Below are 20,000 nucleotides of genomic sequence, written 5' to 3' on the forward strand. Positions count from 1 at the left end.
CGCCTTCGGGTTTCTTTTAACTTGAGAGATGAGGAGGGACGGGATGAAGCGATTTGTGTCAGCGTACGGATGGATGATGATTGCGGTGCTGGTGCTTGGCGGATGTGCCGACGAACAGCGCATCGTCAATGAGAACGAGCCGGCTGGCGACGAAGCGATTGCTGTCGCCTGGGCGTATGTGACCGCGCGGAACTGGCAGGAGCCCGCAATCGATGCGGGAGCAAGTGCCGAGGTACATCGTGTCACGGTCGATGATGGTTATGAACTGTTGGACGATGCGTATGCCGGGACCGAGGCGCTCGCCGTCTCGTTCGAAGTGGACCCGAACAGTAGCGTCGACGTACCGACGATCTTGGTCGCACCGGAGTCGAACACCGTGGTCGGCTATGTACCGGGCGAATGAGACATCCATGACAAAACCCGAAGGCGATTGCCTTCGGGCTTTGTCGTGATCACAGATTCATCTCGTACTCCATCTGTTCCCAATCCATCATTTGACCGTCATACAACGTGAATGAACCGATGATGAACAGGATGAATAGGACCGGTCCGGCGATGAGCAAGAAGATCCCAAGGTAACGCATCTTTTTCGACCGGTTCCAATAGAAGATGATGGCGACGATCATCGACAAGAGCGACCCGGACAAGAACAGACCGACGATGTTCAAGATGAACAACAGCAAGACCGTCTCGTTCTTTGTCGCCGCATATTCGCGCCACATGTCAAACAGTGATTTGACCAAGTAGACGAGCGCCGCGATCCCGACGATAAAAATAAAGACAATGGCAATCCAAAACAGTGAATCCATGCGATTTCACCTCCCTATTTCTCTATACCCGTTCTACAGAATCACCACAGATTCGTTTCATTTCTTTTTTTCGACACGTTTCGGCTCACTTTCGTTGACGCTTCTGAAGAAGAGCTATGATACAATAATGAGCGTGAAAGGGGCAGATACTCATGCAAAATATCGTACGCACGGCTCAACTCGTTGAGCGCTTCAAACTTCAAGTCATCGCCGGGGAAGAGGGACTCCACCGTCCCGTCGCCACACCGGACCTCAGTCGACCGGGACTCGTCCTTGCCGGCTACTATACCCACTATGCGAAAAATCGGCTGCAAGTGCTCGGGAAGACCGAGCTCACGTTCTATGCGAGCTTATCAGAAGAGAGCCGCCGCGAGCGGGCGAAGATTTTATGTACGGAATTGACACCGGGCATCCTCATCACACGTGGCTTCGATATCCCGAAAGAGATTGAAGAAGAGGCCGAAGCGGCGAACGTTCCGCTCATGCGCACGAACGCGATGACGACGTCGATCGAGTCACAGATCACAAACTTCCTTGAGATGGAACTCGCACCGATGACCGCGATGCACGGCGTGCTCGTCGACATCTACGGCGTCGGCGTGCTCATCAAAGGACAGAGCGGTGTCGGGAAATCTGAGACCGCACTCGAACTCGTCAAACGGGGCCATCGCCTCGTCGCCGATGACTCGGTCGAGATTCGTCAGACCGGGGACCAGTTGCTCGTCGGTTCGGCACCGAAATTGATTCGTCACTTGCTCGAGATTCGCGGGATCGGCATCATCGACGTCATGACGTTGTTCGGCGCCGGCGCTGTGCGCTCGCACAAGAAGATCAGCTTGATCATCAACCTTGAGAACTGGGACGCGGGCAAAGTGTATGACCGCGTCGGGCTCGACCACAACACGATGAAAATCATCGACAGCGAAGTGCCGCTGCTCACGATCCCGGTCCGCCCGGGACGCAACTTGGCCGTCATCGTCGAAGTCGCGGCGATGAACTATCGCCTGCAGAACATGGGCATCAACACGGCCGAAGAGTTCGCGGAACGGCTCGCGAACGCCATCCATGACAACGAAGGGGACGTGGAATAATGGTAGAGCCAACGTTTGACCGCGTCGCGTTTGAAATCGGGTCACTCCCGATCTATTGGTACGGCATGATCATCGCCTTCGGAGCGATGCTCGGGCTCGTTCTCGCCTTGTTCGAGGCGAAACGACTCAATTATGATTCGGAGCGGGTCGTCGATGTCATCATCTGGTCGATTCCGATCAGCATCGTCTTCGCCCGGATTTATTACGTCACGTTCCAATGGGACTACTACAGTGAGAACCTTGGACAGATCATCGACATCCGCCAAGGCGGGATTGCAATCCATGGTGCCATCTTTGGAGCGCTGCTCGTCGTCATCATCTATTGCATGCGCAAGTCGATGTCGTTCTGGAAGATCACCGATATCCTCGCTCCGTCGCTCCTGCTCGGGCAAGCGGTCGGACGTTGGGGGAACTTTATGAACCAAGAGGCGCACGGTGCCGAGACGACGAGCCGTTTCTTGAAAGAGACGCTCTTCCTCCCGGATTGGATCGTCAATCAGATGTATATCGACGGCGCGTATTACTTGCCGACGTTCTTGTTCGAGAGCGTCTGGAACATCCTCGGCGTCATCCTGCTTGTCGTTTGGCGTATGGTCGGTAACCCGCCGCGCGGCTACATCTTCTTATCGTACCTCGTCTGGTATTCGATTGGACGCTTCTATATCGAAGGGCTCCGTACAGATAGCCTCATGGCTGGTGACCTTCGGACGGCCCAGCTCGTCTCGATTGCGATGATCGTATTCGGTGTCGTCATGATGATCGTCCGCCGCAAAGCGAAACGATACGACGACCCTTCAGAGAAAGGACTGTTTGATTGATGGATACACTTCTATTTGATTTGGATGGTACGTTGCTGGATACAAACCCGCTCATCATCGCGAGTTTCCGTCATACACTTGGCTACTACTTCCCGGACGAGACCTACACAGATGAGGATCTCTTCCCGTTCATTGGACCGACACTCGAGAAGTCGTTCAAGGCGCTTAATGAACCGGAGTGGAAAGAGATGCAAGCATTTTATCGCAGTTTCAACATCGCGATGCATGACCAACTCGTCGCCGAGTATCCAGGTGTGATCGAAGGCTTGCGTCGCCTTCACGCCAAAGGGTATAAGATGGGCGTCGTCACATCGAAAGGCCGTCCGGTCGTCGAGCAAGGCTTACGTTTGTTCAACATTGACCACTTATTCGACGTCGTCATCACGGCCGATGATGTCGTACATGAGAAACCGCACGCCGAACCGATCGAACGGGCGCTTCGTGCGCTCGGCTCGACGGCGGACCGCGCCGTCATGGTCGGTGATAACGACACGGACATCTTCAGCGGCAAGAACGCCGGGACGAAGACGGTCGCTGTCGGCTGGGCGCTCAAAGGTCGTGCGTTCTTAGAGGCGCTCGAACCAGATGTCATCATCGACTCGATGGAACACTTTGAGGCGTGGCTCGATGAGGTTACCGTCCATGCGTAAGACGGAACGCTTTCGTCTAGACGGGCCAAACCCGCTTTGGCAGATGTACCGGACGATTCGCTTCCTGCGTGTCTTCAAAAATACGACGGTCGTCTTGATCGGGCGGTATTTCCCGTCCGTCAAGGCGAAGCGGTGGTTGTATCGAAACTTCCTCGGTATGAAAATCGGGGACTATAGTGCGCTCGCACTCATGGTGACGCCAGACGTCATGTTCCCGGAGCGGATTTCGATCGGCCGTAACACGGTCATCGGGTTCAACTCGACGATCCTCTGTCACGAGTATCTCGTCGACGAGTATCGGATTGGCGACGTCTACATCGGGGACGAGGTGTTAATCGGGGCAAACGTGACGATTCTTCCGGGTGTCACGATTGGCGACCGCGCCGTCATCGGTGCCGGTTCTGTCGTACATCGGGATGTCCTGCCCGGAGAGCGCGTCGTCGGGGCGAAGCTCCATAGGGTTGACACGAAATAGACACAATTTAGCGCAAAATCATTTTAAGGTCAAGATATATGAAAGTTTATAAAATTACTAGGGCGGTATCACTTTTTTTTAAAAGGGATATCGCTTTTTTGTGTCTATGGGCGTTAACGTGAACCATCCATATTTTTGTCAAAAAGTATTTGAGGGACCTGGTAAAATATATTCATTATAGAAGGAATGTAGTCCCGATTTTTTTTAAGTTTTTCAGTTGCCCTCCTTGTTTGAGTGCGGTATTCTTAACCCTGCAACTAAAAAATAGATTTAGAGATGATGTGGAGGATTTAGAATATGGAAGCGAACTATGAAGCAGTAATGACGCTACCCGAACCAGAATCTCCGCTCGCCGCGGAGCTCCACTACTATAGAGGTCGTCGTGCGTTACGGGAAGGTCGCCTAGATGAAGCGACTTTTTTCATGGCTGAAGCCACTGCCGCTGCAGCCCATCGTGTCGACTATCATAAACAGTACGCCGAACTGTTATTTGAAGTAGGGGAGATCTATCACGCCAATGACGTGTGGAAACGGGTGCTAGAACTTGATGAGACGTCAACCGAAGCCTTATATCACCTTGCGAGCAACTGCGCTTATATCTCTTTATATGAAGAAGCGGCGATGTATGCGAAACGGTACCTCGACGTCGAGGCACACGGACGCTACGCGGACTCGGTCCAATCGCTATTAGAATTGATCGAACTCGAGCAAGAGCTCGAGGATGAAGATGAAGACGAGTTGATCACGTGGCACACCGAGGCCCAACAACATATCGACAAAGGCCGCTTGTTCGCCGCCAAGTCGACACTCGAACGGTTGATCGACCGCTATCCGCGCTTTTGGCCGGCATTCAATAACTTGGCCGTCGTCAATTTCTATCTCGGCAACGATGAAGCGGCGTTCGATACGCTCGAGTACGTCCTCGATGAAAATCCAGGCAACTTGCATGCGATTTTGAATACGATCTTATTGTTGCATGAGGCCGGGCAATCGGAAGCGGCGCTCCAACTTTCGGTCCCGCTGACACGGGTCCGTCCGCTCCAGTTCGACTTACGCTATAAACTCGCCACGACGCTCGCGCTCGTCGGTCAATATGACCGCGCGTACGAAGAACTCCGTCTTTTGAAAGACCGTGGTTTCCGTGGAGATTCACTGTTCGGGCATTGGCTCAGCGTGTCCGCTTACAAGACCGGGCGTCTTGAAGAAGCGGCCACCTATTTGAACAGTGACGAGTTGAAACAATTTGAAGAAGCGAGCCCGTATGACATTCGCGACAACCTCGAGTTCCGTTCGGCGCTCGTTCAAGGGCTACGTCAAGAAGAAGACGCGGCCCGAATCGAAATCATCCGCATCATCTCGAAACTCGCCGACGATGAGGCGTTCGAGGCACTCGCGTTGACGAGTGGGATCACCGATAATGAGACGGTGCTCGCTTTCGCCGAGAAGTGCCGAGCCGAGATTTGCGGGGCTCCCTTCACGGGTGACGCCCGAATCGCTCGGGCGTATGACGCGCTCATCCTCGCCGAGACGGAAGTGACGGAAGCGGAACAGATGAGCCTCGACGGCGACTTCTATGAACGGTTCTCTCGTCTTCTCCTCGCCGGAGCATCGTTTGAGGACATCACGGCATCGGCCGCGGCCCTCGTCTGGATGTTTTATGCGAAACGGGACGCCCTCGTTCTCGACGACTGTGCCGATGCGTTCGGCATCGACGTCGCGACGCTCACGGAGACGATTCGTTCGTTCAAACGAACACTCGAACAAGCATAAAGATAGACGATACCTCCCTAGGTTTCTTATACTGAAGTCAATCAATTTCATGCAGAGGTGGAATCATTATGACAGAAGAAAAAATCTATGACGTCATTATCATCGGGGCCGGCCCAGCCGGAATGACGGCGGCACTTTACGCGTCGCGTGCCAACTTATCGACATTGATGATTGAACGCGGCATCCCGGGTGGACAGATGGCGAACACGGAAGATATCGAAAACTATCCGGGCTATGACAGCATCCTCGGTCCAGACCTGTCCCAAAAGATGTTCGACCACTCGAAAGCATTCGGTGCGGAATACGCGTACGGCGACGTCCAGAGCATTTCGGACAAAACAGAATATAAAATCGTCCACGCCCACAACCGTGACTATAAAGCACGGGCGATCATTCTCGCTTCAGGAGCACAGTACAAGAAAATCGGTGTCCCGGGCGAAGAAGAGCTCGGCGGCCGCGGTGTCTCGTACTGTGCGGTCTGTGACGGTGCGTTCTTCAAAGGGAAGAACTTGTTCGTCATCGGCGGCGGCGACTCGGCCGTCGAGGAAGGCGTGTTCTTGACGCGCTTCGCAGACAAAGTCACAATCGTCCATCGTCGCGACGAGCTGCGCGCGCAGAAGATTCTTCAGAAACGGGCGTTCGACAACCCGAAAGTCGACTTCATCTGGAACCACACGCTCAAAGAGATCGTGGAAGCGGACGGGAAAGTCGGCGGGGCACGTCTCGTCAGCACGGTCGACGGGACTGAGTCGGACCATGACATCGACGGGGTGTTCATCTATATCGGCATGAACCCGATCACTGGTTTCGTCAAAGACCTTGGCATCACGAACGAGCAAGGCTATATCGTCACGAACGAGGCGATGGAGACGAAGATTCCAGGGATCTTCGCAGCCGGCGACGTGCGCGACAAGACGCTCCGTCAAGTCGTCACCGCGACGAACGACGGATCGATCGCCGCTCAAAACGCGCAACACTTCATCGAGGGTCTCCTCGAGGGATTACAAGAGCAAAACGCGTGACCAAGGCAGAAGGGATTGCGGGCGACCGCAATCCCTTCTCTTTTTTTCAAGCGTTCGCTATACTAAGGAGAGAAGAGAGCTGAACACACGGCTCGGTTGTCAAATTTAAGGGGGCGTCAGCGACATGGAAGATTTTAAAGGATTAGAAGAGTTGATCATCATCAGCGGGATGAGCGGGGCCGGGAAATCGGTCGCGATGAACAGTTTTGAGGACCTCGGCTATTTTTGCGTCGATAACTTGCCGCCGGTCTTGCTGCCGCAATTGATTGATGTCATCAGTTCGGTCCGGCCGAAGATCGCCGTCGCCATCGACACACGGACGCGCGACTTCATTGACAGCCTGTTCATCGTCATCGACGACTTGGAACAGAAGAATGTGCACCCGCACTTACTGTATCTCGACACGCGGGACGAAGTGCTCGTGCGCCGTTATAAAGAGACGCGCCGGTCGCACCCGCTCGCCCCGGAAGACGCGCCGCTCGTCGGGATCGGGATGGAACGTTCGTTGCTCGAAGCGTTCCGGGACCGGGCCCACACCCTTTACGACACGAGCGATTTGAAGCCGCAGATGCTCAAAGACCGCATCTTGCTTCAGTTCAATGAAGAACGCATCCCGTTCACCGTCAACTTCATGTCGTTCGGATTCAAGCACGGCGTGCCGCTCGACATCGACTTGTTGTTCGACGTCCGCTTCATCACGAACCCGTTCTATATCCCGGAACTACGTCCGCTCACCGGGCAGACGGAAGAAGTCCAGACGTACGTCATGTCGCACCCCGAGGCGCGGGCGTTCTATAAGAAGCTGATTGACATGCTCGAATTTCTCTTGCCGCAGTATAAGCGCGAAGGGAAGACGCAAGTCGTTGTCGCCTTCGGCTGTACGGGCGGGAAGCACCGCTCGATCACATTCGCTGAGAAAGTGTCGGCCCACTTCGCCGAGCGCTATAACGTCAAGACCGTCCATCGCGACCTCGCGCATGCGACGAAGGAGAAATAAGATGAGACGCGACAGAAAAGTGGTGGCCATCGGTGGCGGTACGGGTCTCTCGACGCTCGTGCGGGGCTTGAAGCATTATCCGCTCGACATCACGGCCATCGTCACGGTCGGGGACGACGGGGGCAGCTCGGGGCGCCTCCGTGACGAGTTCCACATGTTGCCGCCGGGTGATATCCGGAACGTCATCCTCGCCTTGTCCGAGGTCGAGCCGCTCATGGACAAGATTTTGCAATACCGGTTCGACAGCGGCTATGGCCTTGAGGGCCACTCGCTCGGCAACCTCATGCTGACGGCGGCGACGCACATCTGTGAGGGCTCGTTCGTCAAGGCGGTCGATGTCTTGTCACAGCTGTTGAATGCGCAAGGCAAGGTGCTCCCGGTGACGGAGACGCTCATGACGCTCGCGGCCGAGTTCGAGGACGGGACGATCGTCAAAGGCGAATCGAAGATCCCGCTCGTCGAGAAACCGATCAAGCGCCTGTTCTTGCTCGAAGAAGGCATCAAGCCGGCGGCTGGTGTCGTCGAGGCGATCGAGGACGCCGATTTGATCGTGCTCGGTCCTGGGAGCCTATATACGAGCATCATCCCGAACTTGTTGATCGCGGAAGTGCGCGACGCCATCGTCCGGTCTAAAAAGCCGGTCGTCTACATCTGTAACGTCATGACGCAGCCGGGTGAGACGAAAGGGTATGACGCGATGAAACATTTAAAAATGGTCGAGGCGTACCTCGGCAAGTCGACGGTTGACACGATCGTCGTCAACAACGAGCCGATTGAGGACATCTATTTAGAGCGTTATCTGAAAGACGGCTCGGAAGAAGTCCGCTTCGACCGGAAGAAGCTCCGGAATTACGGCACGAACGTACTCGCGGGTGATATCGTCGACTATAACCGTGACTATATCCGCCACGACTCGGACGCCATCGCAGGACTCGTCATGCAACGTGTCCTGCGCATCAAGAAACCACGCTCATTCCAAGAGCTTGAGCTGAAATAAGTTGTGATTGAACAGAAAGGAGGGGACTGGCATGAGCTTTGCCTCTGACGTCAAAAAAGAATTGACGCAACTCGTCGTGACCGATGCCGAGGCGAAAGCGGAACTGTCCGCGCTCGTCCGAATGAACGGGGTCATCTCGCTCGCCTTAGGGCGAGGGATGACGCTCGACGTCTCGACGGAGAATGCCGCCATCGCACGCCGAATCTATTCCCTCATGAAACGGCTGTACGACCACCATCTCGATTTGTTCGTACGGAAGAAAATGCGGTTGAAGAAGAACAACGTCTACATCGTCCGGGTTGCCCAGCGTGCCGAGACGATGCTTCGGGACCTCGAGATTCTCGGGGAGAACTATGAGATGATTCGGACGCTCAACTCGGCAATGACACGGGACGAGAACCTCGCCCGGGCCTATTTACGTGGGTCGTTCCTCGCCGGCGGGTCGATCAACCATCCGAAGACGTCATCGTACCACCTCGAAGTGTACAGCCTGTATGAGAACCATAACCAGGCGCTCCGTGACCTCGCCAACCGCTTCGGCTTGAACGCAAAGACGCTCGAGCGGAAGAAAGGGCACATCCTCTACATCAAAGAGAGCGAGAAGATCTCGGATTTCCTGAAACTCATCGGGGCGACGCGCGGCATGCTCGACTTCGAGGACGCTCGCATCATCAAAGACATGCGTAACTCCGTCAACCGGCTCGTCAACTGTGAGACGGCCAACTTGAACAAGACGGTCGGGGCGGCACTGCGTCAAGTCGAGAACATCAAGTTCCTCGAGCGCACGGTCGGGCTTGAGATTTTGCCGGTCAAGCTCCGCGAAATCGCCGAACTCCGGGTCACCCATCAAGATGTCTCGCTCCAAGAACTCGGCGAGATGCTCGAGACGGGACCCATCTCGAAGTCGGGAATCAACCACCGGCTTCGTAAAATCGATCAAATCGCGGAGAAGGTACGCAACGGCGAAGAAGTCCGCTCATCGTGACGCCGGTTGCACCAAAACCATTCTTCCTATATAATTATCAATTGTGTATAGGAATTTGAAATGTAAATTAAAGGAGTTTCGTAATAATGTCGAATGCAAAGAAAAGAATCTCGCTCACGATCGATGCTGATTTAGACCAGGTCATCACGGAGCGCGCGAAACAAATCGGAATCCCGAAAAGTGCCCTCGTCACATTCGCGACAAGTCTCTTCCTCAACCAATTACGGGCCGAAGAAGTATTGTCAGGTGATACGAACGCCATCTATCAGGTCATCCGTAAAGATTATGAACTGCTCACGAGCGTTGATAACTTAGACAAGTAATCGAGAAAGGCTGGCCGCGGTCAGCCTTTTTTGGTTGCATCCGGTCTTGAAATTTGGAATAGTAGTTATATTGAATTCGAATGGAGGTCGATCCTATGGGGCAAATCTTGCTCATCCTAGTATTACAACTCGTCTACGTGCCGGTGCTGACGCTTCGGACCATCATGCTCGTCAAAGGGAAAACGATGATCGCGGGATTATTTGGGACGCTCGAGACGCTCATTTACATCTTTGCGCTCGGCATCGTGTTCCAAGATTTGACGACGCTTGGCATGATCGTCTATGCGGTCGGATTTGGGCTCGGGATTCTCGTCGGCGGTTATGTCGAACGCAAACTCGCCATCGGCTACAATATGATCCAAGTGCACACGCAAGAATTCCCAGCCGAGCTCATCCAGAAGATGCGTGACAACGGCTATGGCGTGACGCATTATCAAGGACAAGGGCGTGACGGCGTCCGCTATCGTCTCGATGTCTTGGCAGCGCGGACACGGATGAAAGATTTGCGTCAATTGGTCGAGGAATATGAACCGAAGGCGTTCCTCGTCGCATTTGATCCGATCGACTTCAAAGGCGGCTACATGATGAAAGGGCTCCGCCGCCCGAAATGAACGAGACGACTCACGGAAGTGGGTCGTTTTTTCGTGGAACGGGGAATACAAGAACAAAGGAGATGAGCGAATTGAGACGGAAAGGCTTATGGATCATCGTGGCTGGGTTGATGCTCGTCGGCGGCGTGCTGTTCGCCACTTCGCTTTGGAAGTCGGAGACCACGATCAAACCGCCGCTCCCGACGGTACGGGTCGGCGCGGTGACCGCGGAAGTGAGACAGTCGACGTACTGTTGGTCGGACGGGGGCGAGGCGGTTTGTGAAGACCATGCTCTGCCGACCGCGGACGATTTGCAACTCGTCCCGGTCGAGCCGGGCGCCGAGATTGATGTCGAGTTTCATGCCGAGCCAGCGAACGCCTCGTTCCATCAAATCATCGATGGGGAACTCGTGCGGGCTGATCTCGTCGTCCCCGACGAACCCGGTGTCTATTTGTTCGAGACGGGCGGGGAGTGGCCGCGTGGGGACAGCCGTTACGTGTTCGGGGTCGAGGTCAAGGAATAAAAGAGTTGACCTGCCCGCTACGGACGGCTTTACGATATAGGTGAAGGGGGGACGCCAATGATTCAAATCGGAAAAGTGGTCCATCTGACGGGGTTGTCCATGAAAGCAATCAAGTGGTATGAAGCGAAAGGACTCGTCCGACCGACTCGTTTAGACAATCAGTACCGATTATACGGGATGGAAGAGATAAGACGCCTGAACGAAATCAAGTTACTGCGGCAAATGGGCATCTCGCTCGAACAAATTCAAACGGTAGAAAGTGTGAGCGAGTTGCTCGACAGCAGACTTGATGAGGTGCAACGCGAAATCGAGGTGTTGCGACAAGTCGAGCAACAAATCAAATGGATGCAAACAGGGGGAGATTCAATGAAAGTACGTTATGAGATGTGGGACCGACCGAAAATTGTGAACGGCTATGTATCCGAACTCACCACAATCCCGTTCGTTTGGGAAAAACTGCAACCGGAGCTGACGACAGACGAATCATATGGCGTCTGTTTAGCGAAAGAAGAAGCCTATTTAGCTGGGATGACCGAACCGGTGAAGGGAAGGGATTCTCGCCAAGTCGAACTGTCGGCAGGACGTTATCTTGTCGCCACGGTCGAAGGGGGAATCCCGGCCATCCCCACGACGTATAACCAAATTCTGGCGTTGCCAGATGTGACGTTGCGGGATGCGCTCGATTTTGAACGCTACATTCACGGGCAAGACGGGGCCGACGATTTGATTGAGATTTGGTTACCCGTGCAATAAAAGAAGCGCCTTTCCCGAATTTGGGAAAGGCGCTTTTGGATTAGCGCGTCATGACTTTGTCGATGAGACCGTAGTCTTTCGCTTGGTCGGCTGACATGAAGTAGTCGCGCTCCGTGTCGCGCTCGATGACTTCAAGCGGCTGGCCAGTGTTGTCGGCCATGATTTGGTTCAATTTCTCACGCATCTTGATGATGCGTTCGGCATGGATTTTGATGTCCGATGCTTGACCTTGCGTACCGCCGAGCGGTTGGTGAATCATAATCTCAGCGTTCGGAAGCGCGAAGCGTTTGCCTTTTTCACCGGCTTGGAGCAAGAAGGCACCCATCGATGCGGCCATTCCGATACAAATCGTCGACACGTTCGGCTTGATGAAGTTCATCGTGTCATAAATCGCCATTCCGGAAGTGATCGAACCACCCGGGCTGTTGATGTAAAGCGAGATGTCCTTATCTGGATCCTCGGCTGCAAGGAAGAGAAGCTGGGCGACGATCGAGTTGGCGACGTTGTCGTCGATCGCACTTCCGAGCAAGATGATGCGGTCCTTGAGCAAGCGTGAGTAAATATCGTACGCGCGTTCCCCGCGACCTGTTTGTTCGATAACTGTTGGAATTAACATTGAATCTGCCTCCTTTATGTAGGTTGTAAACATATCATACCGCTATAGTCAATGTTGGTCAAACGATAGTCATCGTTTTTGACCTATTCCACGGTTTGACGATTCTAAAACGACAAAAGAGGCCAGGCATTTGCCTGACCTCTTTCTTTGATACACCCGGAGAGATTCGAACTCCCGACACCTGGCACCGGAAACCAGTGCTCTATCCCCTGAGCTACGGGTGCATGTTCTCTGACACGATTTATTATACATTTGTTTTTTTAAAAAAGCAATCCTGTTCGTCTCACTTTTTTTGAGCGCGATTTCCCACTGTTCGCTACAATAGGAAGCGAGAGGAGTGGGACCGATGCAACGGCAAGAACAGCAACAACTTCAAAAGCAACAGCTGACCCAGGACATGGTGCGGCGCATGCCGATTCTCGAGGCGGACCGGACGGCGATCGCGTTTCAGCTCGGCCGCTTGTCAAAGCGTAACCCATGCATCGCCACGGGGAGCGGTGCGGTCGAATGGGTGGCCGATTCGGCGAGCGGATTCGAGGACCGATTGTTCATGCAGATTGACGAAGGGAGCGGGACCGATGCCCAAAAACAACTTCAACGGCAACTCGTGCTCGCACTCGATCATCGCGGTTTACTACCGGAGAGCGATCTTGCACTCGCCGGCCGGCTCGGAGTTGATGTCGCGGACGTCGAGGCGGCGCGCCAGTCGCTCTTGTTTTTAGAGCCGACCGGAATCGGGGCGAAGAACGAACGCGATTGCCAATATCGGCACGCGATCGAACATGATGACCCGCTCGTCCTAGACGTGTTCGAGGCGCTCGACGCGAACGCTCATGACATCCCGAATCGACTCGGTATCTCAGTGGACGAGTTCGACCGGGTGACGCGCGTCGTGGCGACGCTCCCGAAAACACCGATATTATATGAAGGAACGGAGCACATCGCCCCGGAACTCGAAGTCGTCCGGCGTGACGGTGCGCTCGTGACGACATGGTTCAGCCCGACACTCGATGTGGTGCGCATCAAGGACGACCGCGAGGCGAGGTGGTGGCACGAGACGCTCGAGATGCGGAACGCGACGCTGCGTTCGGTATGGGCCGTCATCTCGGAACGCCAACGCGATTGGTTGGACGGCAAGCTCGTCTTACATCCGCTGACGCGAAAAGAAGTCGCCGAACAAATCGGCAAGCACGAATCGACCGTCGGCCGGGCCATCCAAGGGAAGTATGCGGCGACCGAGGGAGGGATTATGGCGTGGCGGCATTTTTTCGTCCGGTCGACGGTGCACGGGCAGTCACCGTTCATGGTGAAGAAAGCGCTCGCCGAACTGATTCAACACGAGGCGTCGCCTTTAAGTGACGCTGCGCTCACCCGTGAGCTGGCCCGGCTCGGTTATACGGTGACGAGACGGACGGTGGCGAACTATCGGGAGGCGCTCGGTTTTGGAAACTCGCGGGAGCGGGAAAGACAATTGTGGAAAGGGGGGGACTGACATGGTCCTGACGTTATACCGCCGCGCCAACTGTTCGCTCTGCGAGGAGGCGCTTATCATGCTCGAATGGCTCATGGAAGACTATCCGTTCGAGCTCGAACAGATCGACATCACTGGAAATGAGGAACTCGAGGCGAAGTACTTGTTTGAGATCCCCGTTGTCTTACACGAGGGGAGCGTCATTAGTCAAGGGCGATACGATGACAGTAAAGTTGAAGATTTTGTTAAGTATACGCTTACATCTAAAAAAAACGTTTGAAGGGGTTGCAAGACGGAAAAGTCATTGATAAGATGAAGTCGTAGCGGTGGGACGTAAATACAAAAGTGGGACAAAAAACGTCCACGCTTTAAGTCGAGGGGGAATGCGTATGATCCAGCAACTGATTCAAGTTCAGAAGCAAATCGTTCCCGACATGCTCGATACGCTCCGACATCGTTACGATATCTTACATTATGTCCGGTTGATGCAGCCGATTGGCCGCCGGACACTCGCCGTAAGCCTCGGGCTGACGGAACGAATCCTAAGACGAGAAGTCGACTTTTTGAAAGACCAAGGTCTATTGATGGTCGCGACTCAAGGAATTTCCCTTACGGAATCGGGCCGAAACGTTCTCCGGGACTTGCACGAGGTGATGGGAGAAATCCTAGGCATCTCAGAAGTCGCACGAGAACTCGAGCGCAAATTAGGCGTTCGCCAAGTCGTCATCGTACCGGGTGATTCCGACGAGACGTTCTGGGTCCAGCGAGATATCGGTCGGGCCGCCGTCACGCAACTGAAAGCGCGACTGGCACCGGACGACAATATCATCGCGGTCACAGGCGGGACGACGATGGCATCGGTTGCGGCCATGATGTCGCCCGATAAAAAAGAACGGCCGATGCATTTCGTGCCGGCACGCGGCGGACTCGGAGAGACGCTTGAGTTACAGGCGAACACTGTCTGTTCTCGGATGGCCGACCGGGCCCATGCCGACTATCATTTACTCCACATCCCGGACGAGGTTTCGCAAGAGACGTTCGAGCGGATGGTGGAAGAACCTAGCATAAAAAATGTCCTGGAAATGATTAGAGCGGCGCGAATAGTGGTACATGGAATTGGTGAGGCGGAAACGATGGCGAAACGCCGTCACGCGTCACCGGAGCATTTGCGGATGATCGAACGGCACGATGCCGTCGCCGAGGCGTTCGGCTATTACTTCAACGCTGAAGGTGAAATCGTGCACCGGGTCAAGACGGTCGGGATCCAATTGGAGGAGCTCGACGACATGGACACCGTCATCGCTGTCGCCGGAGGGAAATCAAAGGCACAGGCAATCGCCGCATATGCGAAACACACGCCGAACATCATCCTCGTCACAGACGAAGGTGCGGCGACAGAATTATTAACTCGTTATTAAAGAGTTGACCCCCGTTGGCTCTTCAATAAATAGCTTCTACCCTAAGGAGGAAATTAACTATGGCAGTAAAAGTTGGTATTAACGGATTTGGACGTATTGGTCGTTTGGCATTCCGCGAGATCATCAAAAACGAAGGAATCGAAGTTGTTGCAATCAACGACTTGACTGACACGAAGATGCTTGCTCACCTTCTCAAGTACGATACGACACAAGGTCGTTTCGACGGAGACGTTGAAGTACATGACGATCACTTCCTCGTAAACGGTGAAAAAGTCGTTACTCTTGCTAACCGCAACCCAGAAGAACTCCCATGGGGCGAGCTCGGTGTTGACATCGTTCTCGAATGTACTGGATTCTTCACAGCAAAAGAAAAAGCGGAGCTTCACTTGAAAGCTGGCGCGAAAAAAGTTGTGATCTCGGCTCCGGCTACAGGTGACATGAAAACTGTCGTTTATAACACAAACCACGACATCCTTGATGGTTCTGAAACAGTCATCTCTGGTGCTTCTTGTACGACAAACTGCTTGGCGCCAATGGCGAAAGTTCTCCAAGACCAGTTCGGAATCGTTGAAGGTCTCATGACGACGATCCACGCTTACACAGGCGACCAAAACACGCTCGACGCTCCACACCCGAAAGGCGACTTCCGTCGTGCACGTGCGGCAGCAGCGAACATCGTACCGAACACAACTGGTGCGGCTAAAGCGATCGGTCTCGTTATCCCAGAACTTCAAGGTAAACTTGACGGTGCGGCACAACGTGTACCAGTTGCTACAGGTTCACTCACAGAACTCGTAACAGTTCTTGAGAAGAATGTATCTGTTGACGAAATCAACGCAGCAATGAAAGCAGCAGCGAACGAGTCTTACGGTTACACGGAAGACGAAATCGTATCTTCTGACATCGTCGGAATCACGTACGGTTCACTCTTCGATGCGACGCAAACGAAAGTAATGACAGTTGGCGACAAGCAACTTGTTAAGACAGTGGCTTGGTATGACAACGAAATGTCTTACACTGCACAATTGGTTCGCACACTCAAGCACTTCGCTGAAATCGCGAAGTAAGTTCGTGAACTAAATAGAATCAAATAGGAGCGGAAACAAGAGATTGTTCTCCGCTCTATTTATGAAATTGACACGCACGACATATGGAGGCGAAGGTTATGAACAAACAGTCTATTCGTGACATCGGTGTAAAAGGAAAACGCGTCTTTTGCCGCGTCGACTTCAACGTTCCACTCAAAGATGGCGTCATTCAAGATGAAACGCGGATTCAAGCGGCACTCCCAACGATCAAGCATTTGATTGACGGCGGCGCGAAAGTCATTCTTGCGAGCCACCTCGGTCGTCCAAAAGGCGAGAAGAATCTCGATTACTCGCTCGCGCCGGTCGCTAAACGTCTCGCTGAACTTCTCGGCAAAGATGTACCGCTTGTCGAAGAAGCATATGGACCTGTCGCAGAAGAAGCCGTTTCAAAACTTGGCGAAGGTGACGTCGTCGTTCTCGAAAACGTCCGTTTCTACCCTGGTGAAACGAAAAACGATCCAGAACTCGCACAAGGGTTCGCGGCACTCGCTGATATTTTCGTCAATGATGCGTTCGGCGCGGCTCACCGTGCCCACGCTTCAACGGAAGGCATCGCGCATCACGTTGACCAAGCAGTTGCTGGTTTCTTGATGGAGAAAGAACTTGAAGTCCTCGGGAAGGCACTCTCGAACCCGGACCGTCCGTTCACGGCGATTATCGGCGGGTCGAAAGTTGCGGACAAGATTGGGGTCATCGACCACCTTCTTGACATCGTTGACACACTCATCATCGGTGGCGGTCTCTCGTACACGTTCTCGAAGGCGCTCGGGCACGAAGTCGGTACGTCACTCCTTGAAGAAGACAAGCTCGACCTCGCTCGTCAGTTCATGAAAAAAGCAGAAGACAAAGGCGTGAAGTTCTTGATGCCGGTCGACTGTGTCATTGCGAAAGAATTCGGCGAAGAGACATACGTCGGACCAGTCGATATCGACTCGATTCCGGCGGATCACATGGGTCTTGATATCGGACCGAAGACAGTCGAAATTTACGCGGAAGCGATTCGCGAATCGAAACTTGTCGTTTGGAACGGACCGATGGGCGTATTCGAACTTGATAAGTACGCCAACGGAACGAAAGGTGTCGCTCAAGCACTCGCAGACAGCGACGCTTACTCAATCATCGGCGGTGGTGACTCAGCAGCGGCAGCAGCCAAGTTCGGCCTTGCTGACCAAATGAGCCACATTTCGACTGGTGGCGGCGCTTCACTCGAATTCATGGAAGGCAAGAAACTTCCAGGCGTCGAGGCGCTCAACGACAAGTAAAACAGAGGAGGGTTATCGATGCGTAAACCGATTATTGCAGGTAACTGGAAAATGAACAAAACACTCTCGGAAGCCGTCGCTTTCGTAGAGGAAGTTAAAAACAATATCCCGTCAACAGACAAAGTTGACGCGGCGATCGGTGCACCAGCAGTGTTCTTGGCCCCAATGGTAGAAGCGGCTAAAGGATCGGACTTGAAGCTCAGTGCACAAAACATGTACGACAAAGATAGCGGGGCATATACAGGCGAAATCAGCCCAGCTATGATTGCTGACCTCGGCGTGACATACGTCATCCTCGGTCACTCGGAGCGTCGCGAATACTTCGGCGAATCCGATGCCTTCATCAACAGCAAAACGAAAAAAGCGTTCGAACACGGTCTTACGCCAATCGTTTGCGTCGGTGAGACATTGGAAGAGCGTGAAGGCGGCAAGTTCGAAGACGTCATCAAGACGCAAGTCGAAGGTGGCCTCGCGGACCTCTCGGCTGACCAAGTCAAACAACTCGTCATCGCATACGAGCCAGTTTGGGCAATCGGCACTGGTAAATCAGCGGACGAAGCAGACGCGCAAAGCTCATGCAAATATGTTCGTGACGTCGTAAAAGGTCTTTACGGTGAAGACGTGGCGGCTGCGGTTCGTATCCAATACGGCGGTTCTGTAAAACCTGAGAACATCAAGGAGTATATGGCGCAAGACGACATCGACGGCGCGCTCGTCGGCGGTGCTTCACTTGAAGCTGCTTCGTTCCTCAAGTTGTTGGAGGCGATTTAAATGGCAAGACCAGTCGCCCTCATTATTTTAGATGGTTTTGGCATGCGGGACGAGACGTTCGGTAATGCGGTCGCCGCGGCGAACAAACCGAATTTCGACCGCTATTGGGAGCAGTATCCACATACGCTCCTCAACGCGAAAGGCGAGTACGTCGGCCTTCCGGAAGGTCAGATGGGGAACTCGGAAGTCGGTCACTTGAACATCGGTGCCGGCCGGGTCGTCTATCAGTCACTTTCACGCGTCAACAACGCCATCAAAGACCGTTCACTCTTCGATCGCCAAGCGATGAATCACTTGGCAGGTCATGTGAGAAAGTATGATTCGAGTCTCCACATCATGGGCCTCGTCTCAGACGGTGGGATTCACTCGCACATCAACCACATGTACGCCATCGTCGAGTTCGCGAAACTCCAGGGGATTGAAAAAGTCTACATTCACGCTTTCACGGACGGCCGTGACTGTGATCCGAAATCAGGCGCTGGCTTCCTCGAACAGACGGAAGCGAAGCTCGCTGAACTTGGACTCGGTCAAGTCGCTAGCGTGTCTGGACGTTACTATGCCATGGACCGCGACAACCGCTGGGAACGCGTCGAGAAAGTATACGACGTGCTCGTCAACGGAAAAGGCGATGTCGGTACGAATGCGGTTGACGTTCTTAAACAGTCATATGCAGACGGCTTGACAGATGAATTCGTCTTACCGACGGTCATCGAGAAAGATGGACAACCGATTGCGACGATCAAAGATAACGACGCGATCATGTTCTTCAACTTCCGTCCGGACCGGGCGATCGAGCTCGCAAAAGTGTTCAAAGAGAAGACCGGCTTCAAAGGCTTCGAACTTTCGAGCACACATCCAGAGAACATCTTGCTCGTCTCGATGACGAAATTCTCGGATGAAATCGACACGGACATCGTCTTCCCACCGGAAGATTTGAAAAACACGCTCGGTGAGACGCTCGCCGCGCAAGGGTACCGACAGCTCCGCGCCGCGGAAACGGAGAAGTACCCGCACGTCACGTTCTTCTTGAACGGCCAACAAGAAACACCGTTCGAAGGTGAAGATCGTTTCCTCGTACCGTCACCGAAAGTGGCGACGTACGACTTGAAACCGGAAATGAGCGCATATGAGCTCACGGAAGGACTTCTTCAACGCATCGAATCGGACATGTATGACGCGTACATCATCAACTACGCGAACCCGGACATGGTCGGCCATTCCGGTATGCTCGAACCGACGAAAAAAGCGGTCGAAGTCGTCGACGAATGCCTCGGTAAAGTAGTGGACGCACTCATTGCCAAAGGTGGCGCGGCGATTATCACGGCGGACCACGGGAACGCTGACCTTGTCACGAACCCGGACGGTTCACCGATGACAGCTCACACGACGGAGCCTGTACCATGTATCGTCACGAAAGAAGGGGTAGAACTGAAGCCCGTTCTCGAAGGTGCCTTGTGCGACCTCGCCCCGACACTCCTTCACCTTCTCGGTGGAGAGCAACCGGCCGAAATGACCGGTACATCGATCGTCACGAAGTAACTCAAAAAATTTGCTAAAAAAAAAGGAGCGA

At 53.7% G+C, this 20,000-nt stretch carries 23 protein-coding genes and 1 tRNA gene; 21 read left to right on the forward strand and 3 right to left on the reverse strand.

From position 1 onward, the window contains the following. Positions 1 to 43: 43 nt before the first annotated feature. Positions 44 to 403 carry a hypothetical protein gene (locus DPV68_RS10550; protein WP_114166785.1) on the forward strand — a complete coding sequence of 120 codons (360 nt, stop codon included), beginning with the start codon at positions 44 to 46 and terminating at the stop codon, positions 401 to 403. Positions 404 to 452: 49 nt separating this feature from the next. Here DPV68_RS10550 and DPV68_RS10555 read toward each other — a convergent pair whose 3' ends face one another. Next, complete coding sequence (locus tag DPV68_RS10555) at positions 453 to 809, reverse strand: hypothetical protein (RefSeq protein ID WP_114166786.1); 357 nt, start codon at positions 807 to 809, stop codon at positions 453 to 455. A 152-nt stretch (positions 810 to 961) separates the two neighbouring features. On the opposite strand from DPV68_RS10555, the gene hprK reads away from it, so the two are divergent. From hprK to DPV68_RS10620, 13 genes are all read left to right on the forward strand, one after another. Beyond that, the gene (gene hprK / locus DPV68_RS10560) at positions 962 to 1,900 is read left to right on the forward strand and encodes an HPr(Ser) kinase/phosphatase (protein ID WP_114166787.1); all 939 of its coding nucleotides are present in this window, start codon (positions 962 to 964) and stop codon (positions 1,898 to 1,900) included. Next, positions 1,900 to 2,718 carry a prolipoprotein diacylglyceryl transferase gene (lgt, locus tag DPV68_RS10565; RefSeq protein ID WP_114166788.1) on the forward strand — a complete coding sequence of 273 codons (819 nt, stop codon included), beginning with the start codon at positions 1,900 to 1,902 and terminating at the stop codon, positions 2,716 to 2,718. The genes hprK and lgt overlap by 1 nt, the downstream gene beginning before the upstream one ends. Continuing rightward, positions 2,718 to 3,368, forward strand: coding sequence for a pyrophosphatase PpaX (gene ppaX, locus DPV68_RS10570; protein ID WP_114166789.1), 651 nt, complete (start codon positions 2,718 to 2,720; stop codon positions 3,366 to 3,368). The genes lgt and ppaX overlap by 1 nt, the downstream gene beginning before the upstream one ends. Next, positions 3,361 to 3,843: an acyltransferase gene (locus DPV68_RS10575; RefSeq protein ID WP_114166790.1), complete on the forward strand. Its 483-nt coding sequence runs from the start codon at positions 3,361 to 3,363 to the stop codon at positions 3,841 to 3,843. Before ppaX ends, DPV68_RS10575 begins: the two co-directional genes overlap by 8 nt. Positions 3,844 to 4,140: 297 nt before the next feature. Then, positions 4,141 to 5,613 carry a tetratricopeptide repeat protein gene (locus tag DPV68_RS10580; protein WP_232819602.1) on the forward strand — a complete coding sequence of 491 codons (1,473 nt, stop codon included), beginning with the start codon at positions 4,141 to 4,143 and terminating at the stop codon, positions 5,611 to 5,613. 68 nt (positions 5,614 to 5,681) lie between these two features. Continuing rightward, positions 5,682 to 6,635, forward strand: a complete 954-nt coding sequence (gene trxB, locus DPV68_RS10585; protein ID WP_114166791.1) for a thioredoxin-disulfide reductase — start codon at positions 5,682 to 5,684, stop codon at positions 6,633 to 6,635. Between the two features lie 124 nt (positions 6,636 to 6,759). Next, complete coding sequence (rapZ, locus tag DPV68_RS10590; protein ID WP_114166792.1) at positions 6,760 to 7,632, forward strand: RNase adapter RapZ; 873 nt, start codon at positions 6,760 to 6,762, stop codon at positions 7,630 to 7,632. Between the two features lies 1 nt (position 7,633). Continuing rightward, positions 7,634 to 8,629: a gluconeogenesis factor YvcK family protein gene (locus tag DPV68_RS10595; RefSeq protein WP_114166793.1), complete on the forward strand. Its 996-nt coding sequence runs from the start codon at positions 7,634 to 7,636 to the stop codon at positions 8,627 to 8,629. 31 nt (positions 8,630 to 8,660) lie between these two features. Next, positions 8,661 to 9,614, forward strand: coding sequence for a DNA-binding protein WhiA (whiA, locus tag DPV68_RS10600; RefSeq protein ID WP_114166794.1), 954 nt, complete (start codon positions 8,661 to 8,663; stop codon positions 9,612 to 9,614). 86 nt (positions 9,615 to 9,700) lie between these two features. After that, positions 9,701 to 9,937 (forward strand): hypothetical protein, encoded by a 237-nt coding sequence (locus tag DPV68_RS10605; protein ID WP_021065439.1) that lies wholly within the window; start codon positions 9,701 to 9,703, stop codon positions 9,935 to 9,937. Positions 9,938 to 10,032: 95 nt separating this feature from the next. Beyond that, positions 10,033 to 10,548 (forward strand): DUF2179 domain-containing protein, encoded by a 516-nt coding sequence (locus tag DPV68_RS10610; RefSeq protein ID WP_114166795.1) that lies wholly within the window; start codon positions 10,033 to 10,035, stop codon positions 10,546 to 10,548. A gap of 62 nt (positions 10,549 to 10,610) precedes the next feature. Next, positions 10,611 to 11,051: a hypothetical protein gene (locus DPV68_RS10615; RefSeq protein WP_114166796.1), complete on the forward strand. Its 441-nt coding sequence runs from the start codon at positions 10,611 to 10,613 to the stop codon at positions 11,049 to 11,051. A 57-nt stretch (positions 11,052 to 11,108) separates the two neighbouring features. Beyond that, a complete protein-coding gene (locus tag DPV68_RS10620; RefSeq protein ID WP_114166797.1) occupies positions 11,109 to 11,804 on the forward strand; it encodes a MerR family transcriptional regulator in 696 nt (231 codons plus the stop codon). 40 nt (positions 11,805 to 11,844) lie between these two features. Here DPV68_RS10620 and clpP read toward each other — a convergent pair whose 3' ends face one another. Both clpP and DPV68_RS10630 read right to left on the reverse strand, forming a co-directional pair. After that, entirely contained in the window at positions 11,845 to 12,420 is a 576-nt protein-coding gene (clpP, locus tag DPV68_RS10625; protein WP_024370422.1) for an ATP-dependent Clp endopeptidase proteolytic subunit ClpP, read from the reverse strand. A gap of 151 nt (positions 12,421 to 12,571) precedes the next feature. Beyond that, positions 12,572 to 12,644, reverse strand: a tRNA-Arg gene (locus tag DPV68_RS10630). 122 nt (positions 12,645 to 12,766) lie between these two features. On the opposite strand from DPV68_RS10630, the gene DPV68_RS10635 reads away from it, so the two are divergent. The 7 genes from DPV68_RS10635 to gpmI all read left to right on the forward strand — a co-directional run bounded on the left by DPV68_RS10635 (position 12,767) and on the right by gpmI (position 19,969). Further along, positions 12,767 to 13,912, forward strand: coding sequence for an RNA polymerase factor sigma-54 (locus DPV68_RS10635; protein ID WP_114166798.1), 1,146 nt, complete (start codon positions 12,767 to 12,769; stop codon positions 13,910 to 13,912). A gap of 1 nt (position 13,913) precedes the next feature. Further along, positions 13,914 to 14,171: a glutaredoxin family protein gene (locus tag DPV68_RS10640; protein WP_114166799.1), complete on the forward strand. Its 258-nt coding sequence runs from the start codon at positions 13,914 to 13,916 to the stop codon at positions 14,169 to 14,171. A 109-nt stretch (positions 14,172 to 14,280) separates the two neighbouring features. Continuing rightward, a complete protein-coding gene (locus tag DPV68_RS10645) occupies positions 14,281 to 15,309 on the forward strand; it encodes a sugar-binding transcriptional regulator (RefSeq protein ID WP_114166800.1) in 1,029 nt (342 codons plus the stop codon). A gap of 59 nt (positions 15,310 to 15,368) precedes the next feature. Continuing rightward, positions 15,369 to 16,376, forward strand: a complete 1,008-nt coding sequence (gene gap / locus DPV68_RS10650) for a type I glyceraldehyde-3-phosphate dehydrogenase (protein ID WP_114166801.1) — start codon at positions 15,369 to 15,371, stop codon at positions 16,374 to 16,376. 98 nt (positions 16,377 to 16,474) lie between these two features. Continuing rightward, a complete protein-coding gene (locus DPV68_RS10655) occupies positions 16,475 to 17,659 on the forward strand; it encodes a phosphoglycerate kinase (protein WP_114166802.1) in 1,185 nt (394 codons plus the stop codon). 18 nt (positions 17,660 to 17,677) lie between these two features. Beyond that, on the forward strand, positions 17,678 to 18,430 hold the full coding sequence (tpiA, locus tag DPV68_RS10660; RefSeq protein WP_114166803.1) for a triose-phosphate isomerase: 753 nt from the start codon (positions 17,678 to 17,680) through the stop codon (positions 18,428 to 18,430). Next, on the forward strand, positions 18,431 to 19,969 hold the full coding sequence (gpmI, locus tag DPV68_RS10665; RefSeq protein ID WP_114166804.1) for a 2,3-bisphosphoglycerate-independent phosphoglycerate mutase: 1,539 nt from the start codon (positions 18,431 to 18,433) through the stop codon (positions 19,967 to 19,969). Positions 19,970 to 20,000: the final 31 nt, after the last annotated feature.

The sequence above is a fragment of the Exiguobacterium sp. TNDT2 genome (assembly GCF_003331145.1).
Classification (GTDB): Bacteria; Bacillota; Bacilli; order Exiguobacteriales; family Exiguobacteriaceae; genus Exiguobacterium.

Excerpts from the sequence above, each read along its gene's own strand:
- DPV68_RS10550 (WP_114166785.1), top strand. The coding sequence starts at position 44 with ATGAAGCGATTTGTGTCAGCGTACGGATGGATGATGATTGCGGTGCTG.
- DPV68_RS10555 (WP_114166786.1), bottom strand. The coding sequence starts at position 809 with ATGGATTCACTGTTTTGGATTGCCATTGTCTTTATTTTTATCGTCGGG.
- hprK (WP_114166787.1), top strand. The coding sequence starts at position 962 with ATGCAAAATATCGTACGCACGGCTCAACTCGTTGAGCGCTTCAAACTT.
- lgt (WP_114166788.1), top strand. The coding sequence starts at position 1,900 with ATGGTAGAGCCAACGTTTGACCGCGTCGCGTTTGAAATCGGGTCACTC.
- ppaX (WP_114166789.1), top strand. The coding sequence starts at position 2,718 with ATGGATACACTTCTATTTGATTTGGATGGTACGTTGCTGGATACAAAC.
- DPV68_RS10575 (WP_114166790.1), top strand. The coding sequence starts at position 3,361 with ATGCGTAAGACGGAACGCTTTCGTCTAGACGGGCCAAACCCGCTTTGG.
- DPV68_RS10580 (WP_232819602.1), top strand. The coding sequence starts at position 4,141 with ATGGAAGCGAACTATGAAGCAGTAATGACGCTACCCGAACCAGAATCT.
- trxB (WP_114166791.1), top strand. The coding sequence starts at position 5,682 with ATGACAGAAGAAAAAATCTATGACGTCATTATCATCGGGGCCGGCCCA.
- rapZ (WP_114166792.1), top strand. The coding sequence starts at position 6,760 with ATGGAAGATTTTAAAGGATTAGAAGAGTTGATCATCATCAGCGGGATG.
- DPV68_RS10595 (WP_114166793.1), top strand. The coding sequence starts at position 7,634 with ATGAGACGCGACAGAAAAGTGGTGGCCATCGGTGGCGGTACGGGTCTC.
- whiA (WP_114166794.1), top strand. The coding sequence starts at position 8,661 with ATGAGCTTTGCCTCTGACGTCAAAAAAGAATTGACGCAACTCGTCGTG.
- DPV68_RS10605 (WP_021065439.1), top strand. The coding sequence starts at position 9,701 with ATGTCGAATGCAAAGAAAAGAATCTCGCTCACGATCGATGCTGATTTA.
- DPV68_RS10610 (WP_114166795.1), top strand. The coding sequence starts at position 10,033 with ATGGGGCAAATCTTGCTCATCCTAGTATTACAACTCGTCTACGTGCCG.
- DPV68_RS10615 (WP_114166796.1), top strand. The coding sequence starts at position 10,611 with ATGAGCGAATTGAGACGGAAAGGCTTATGGATCATCGTGGCTGGGTTG.
- DPV68_RS10620 (WP_114166797.1), top strand. The coding sequence starts at position 11,109 with ATGATTCAAATCGGAAAAGTGGTCCATCTGACGGGGTTGTCCATGAAA.
- clpP (WP_024370422.1), bottom strand. The coding sequence starts at position 12,420 with ATGTTAATTCCAACAGTTATCGAACAAACAGGTCGCGGGGAACGCGCG.
- DPV68_RS10635 (WP_114166798.1), top strand. The coding sequence starts at position 12,767 with ATGCAACGGCAAGAACAGCAACAACTTCAAAAGCAACAGCTGACCCAG.
- DPV68_RS10640 (WP_114166799.1), top strand. The coding sequence starts at position 13,914 with ATGGTCCTGACGTTATACCGCCGCGCCAACTGTTCGCTCTGCGAGGAG.
- DPV68_RS10645 (WP_114166800.1), top strand. The coding sequence starts at position 14,281 with ATGATCCAGCAACTGATTCAAGTTCAGAAGCAAATCGTTCCCGACATG.
- gap (WP_114166801.1), top strand. The coding sequence starts at position 15,369 with ATGGCAGTAAAAGTTGGTATTAACGGATTTGGACGTATTGGTCGTTTG.
- DPV68_RS10655 (WP_114166802.1), top strand. The coding sequence starts at position 16,475 with ATGAACAAACAGTCTATTCGTGACATCGGTGTAAAAGGAAAACGCGTC.
- tpiA (WP_114166803.1), top strand. The coding sequence starts at position 17,678 with ATGCGTAAACCGATTATTGCAGGTAACTGGAAAATGAACAAAACACTC.
- gpmI (WP_114166804.1), top strand. The coding sequence starts at position 18,431 with ATGGCAAGACCAGTCGCCCTCATTATTTTAGATGGTTTTGGCATGCGG.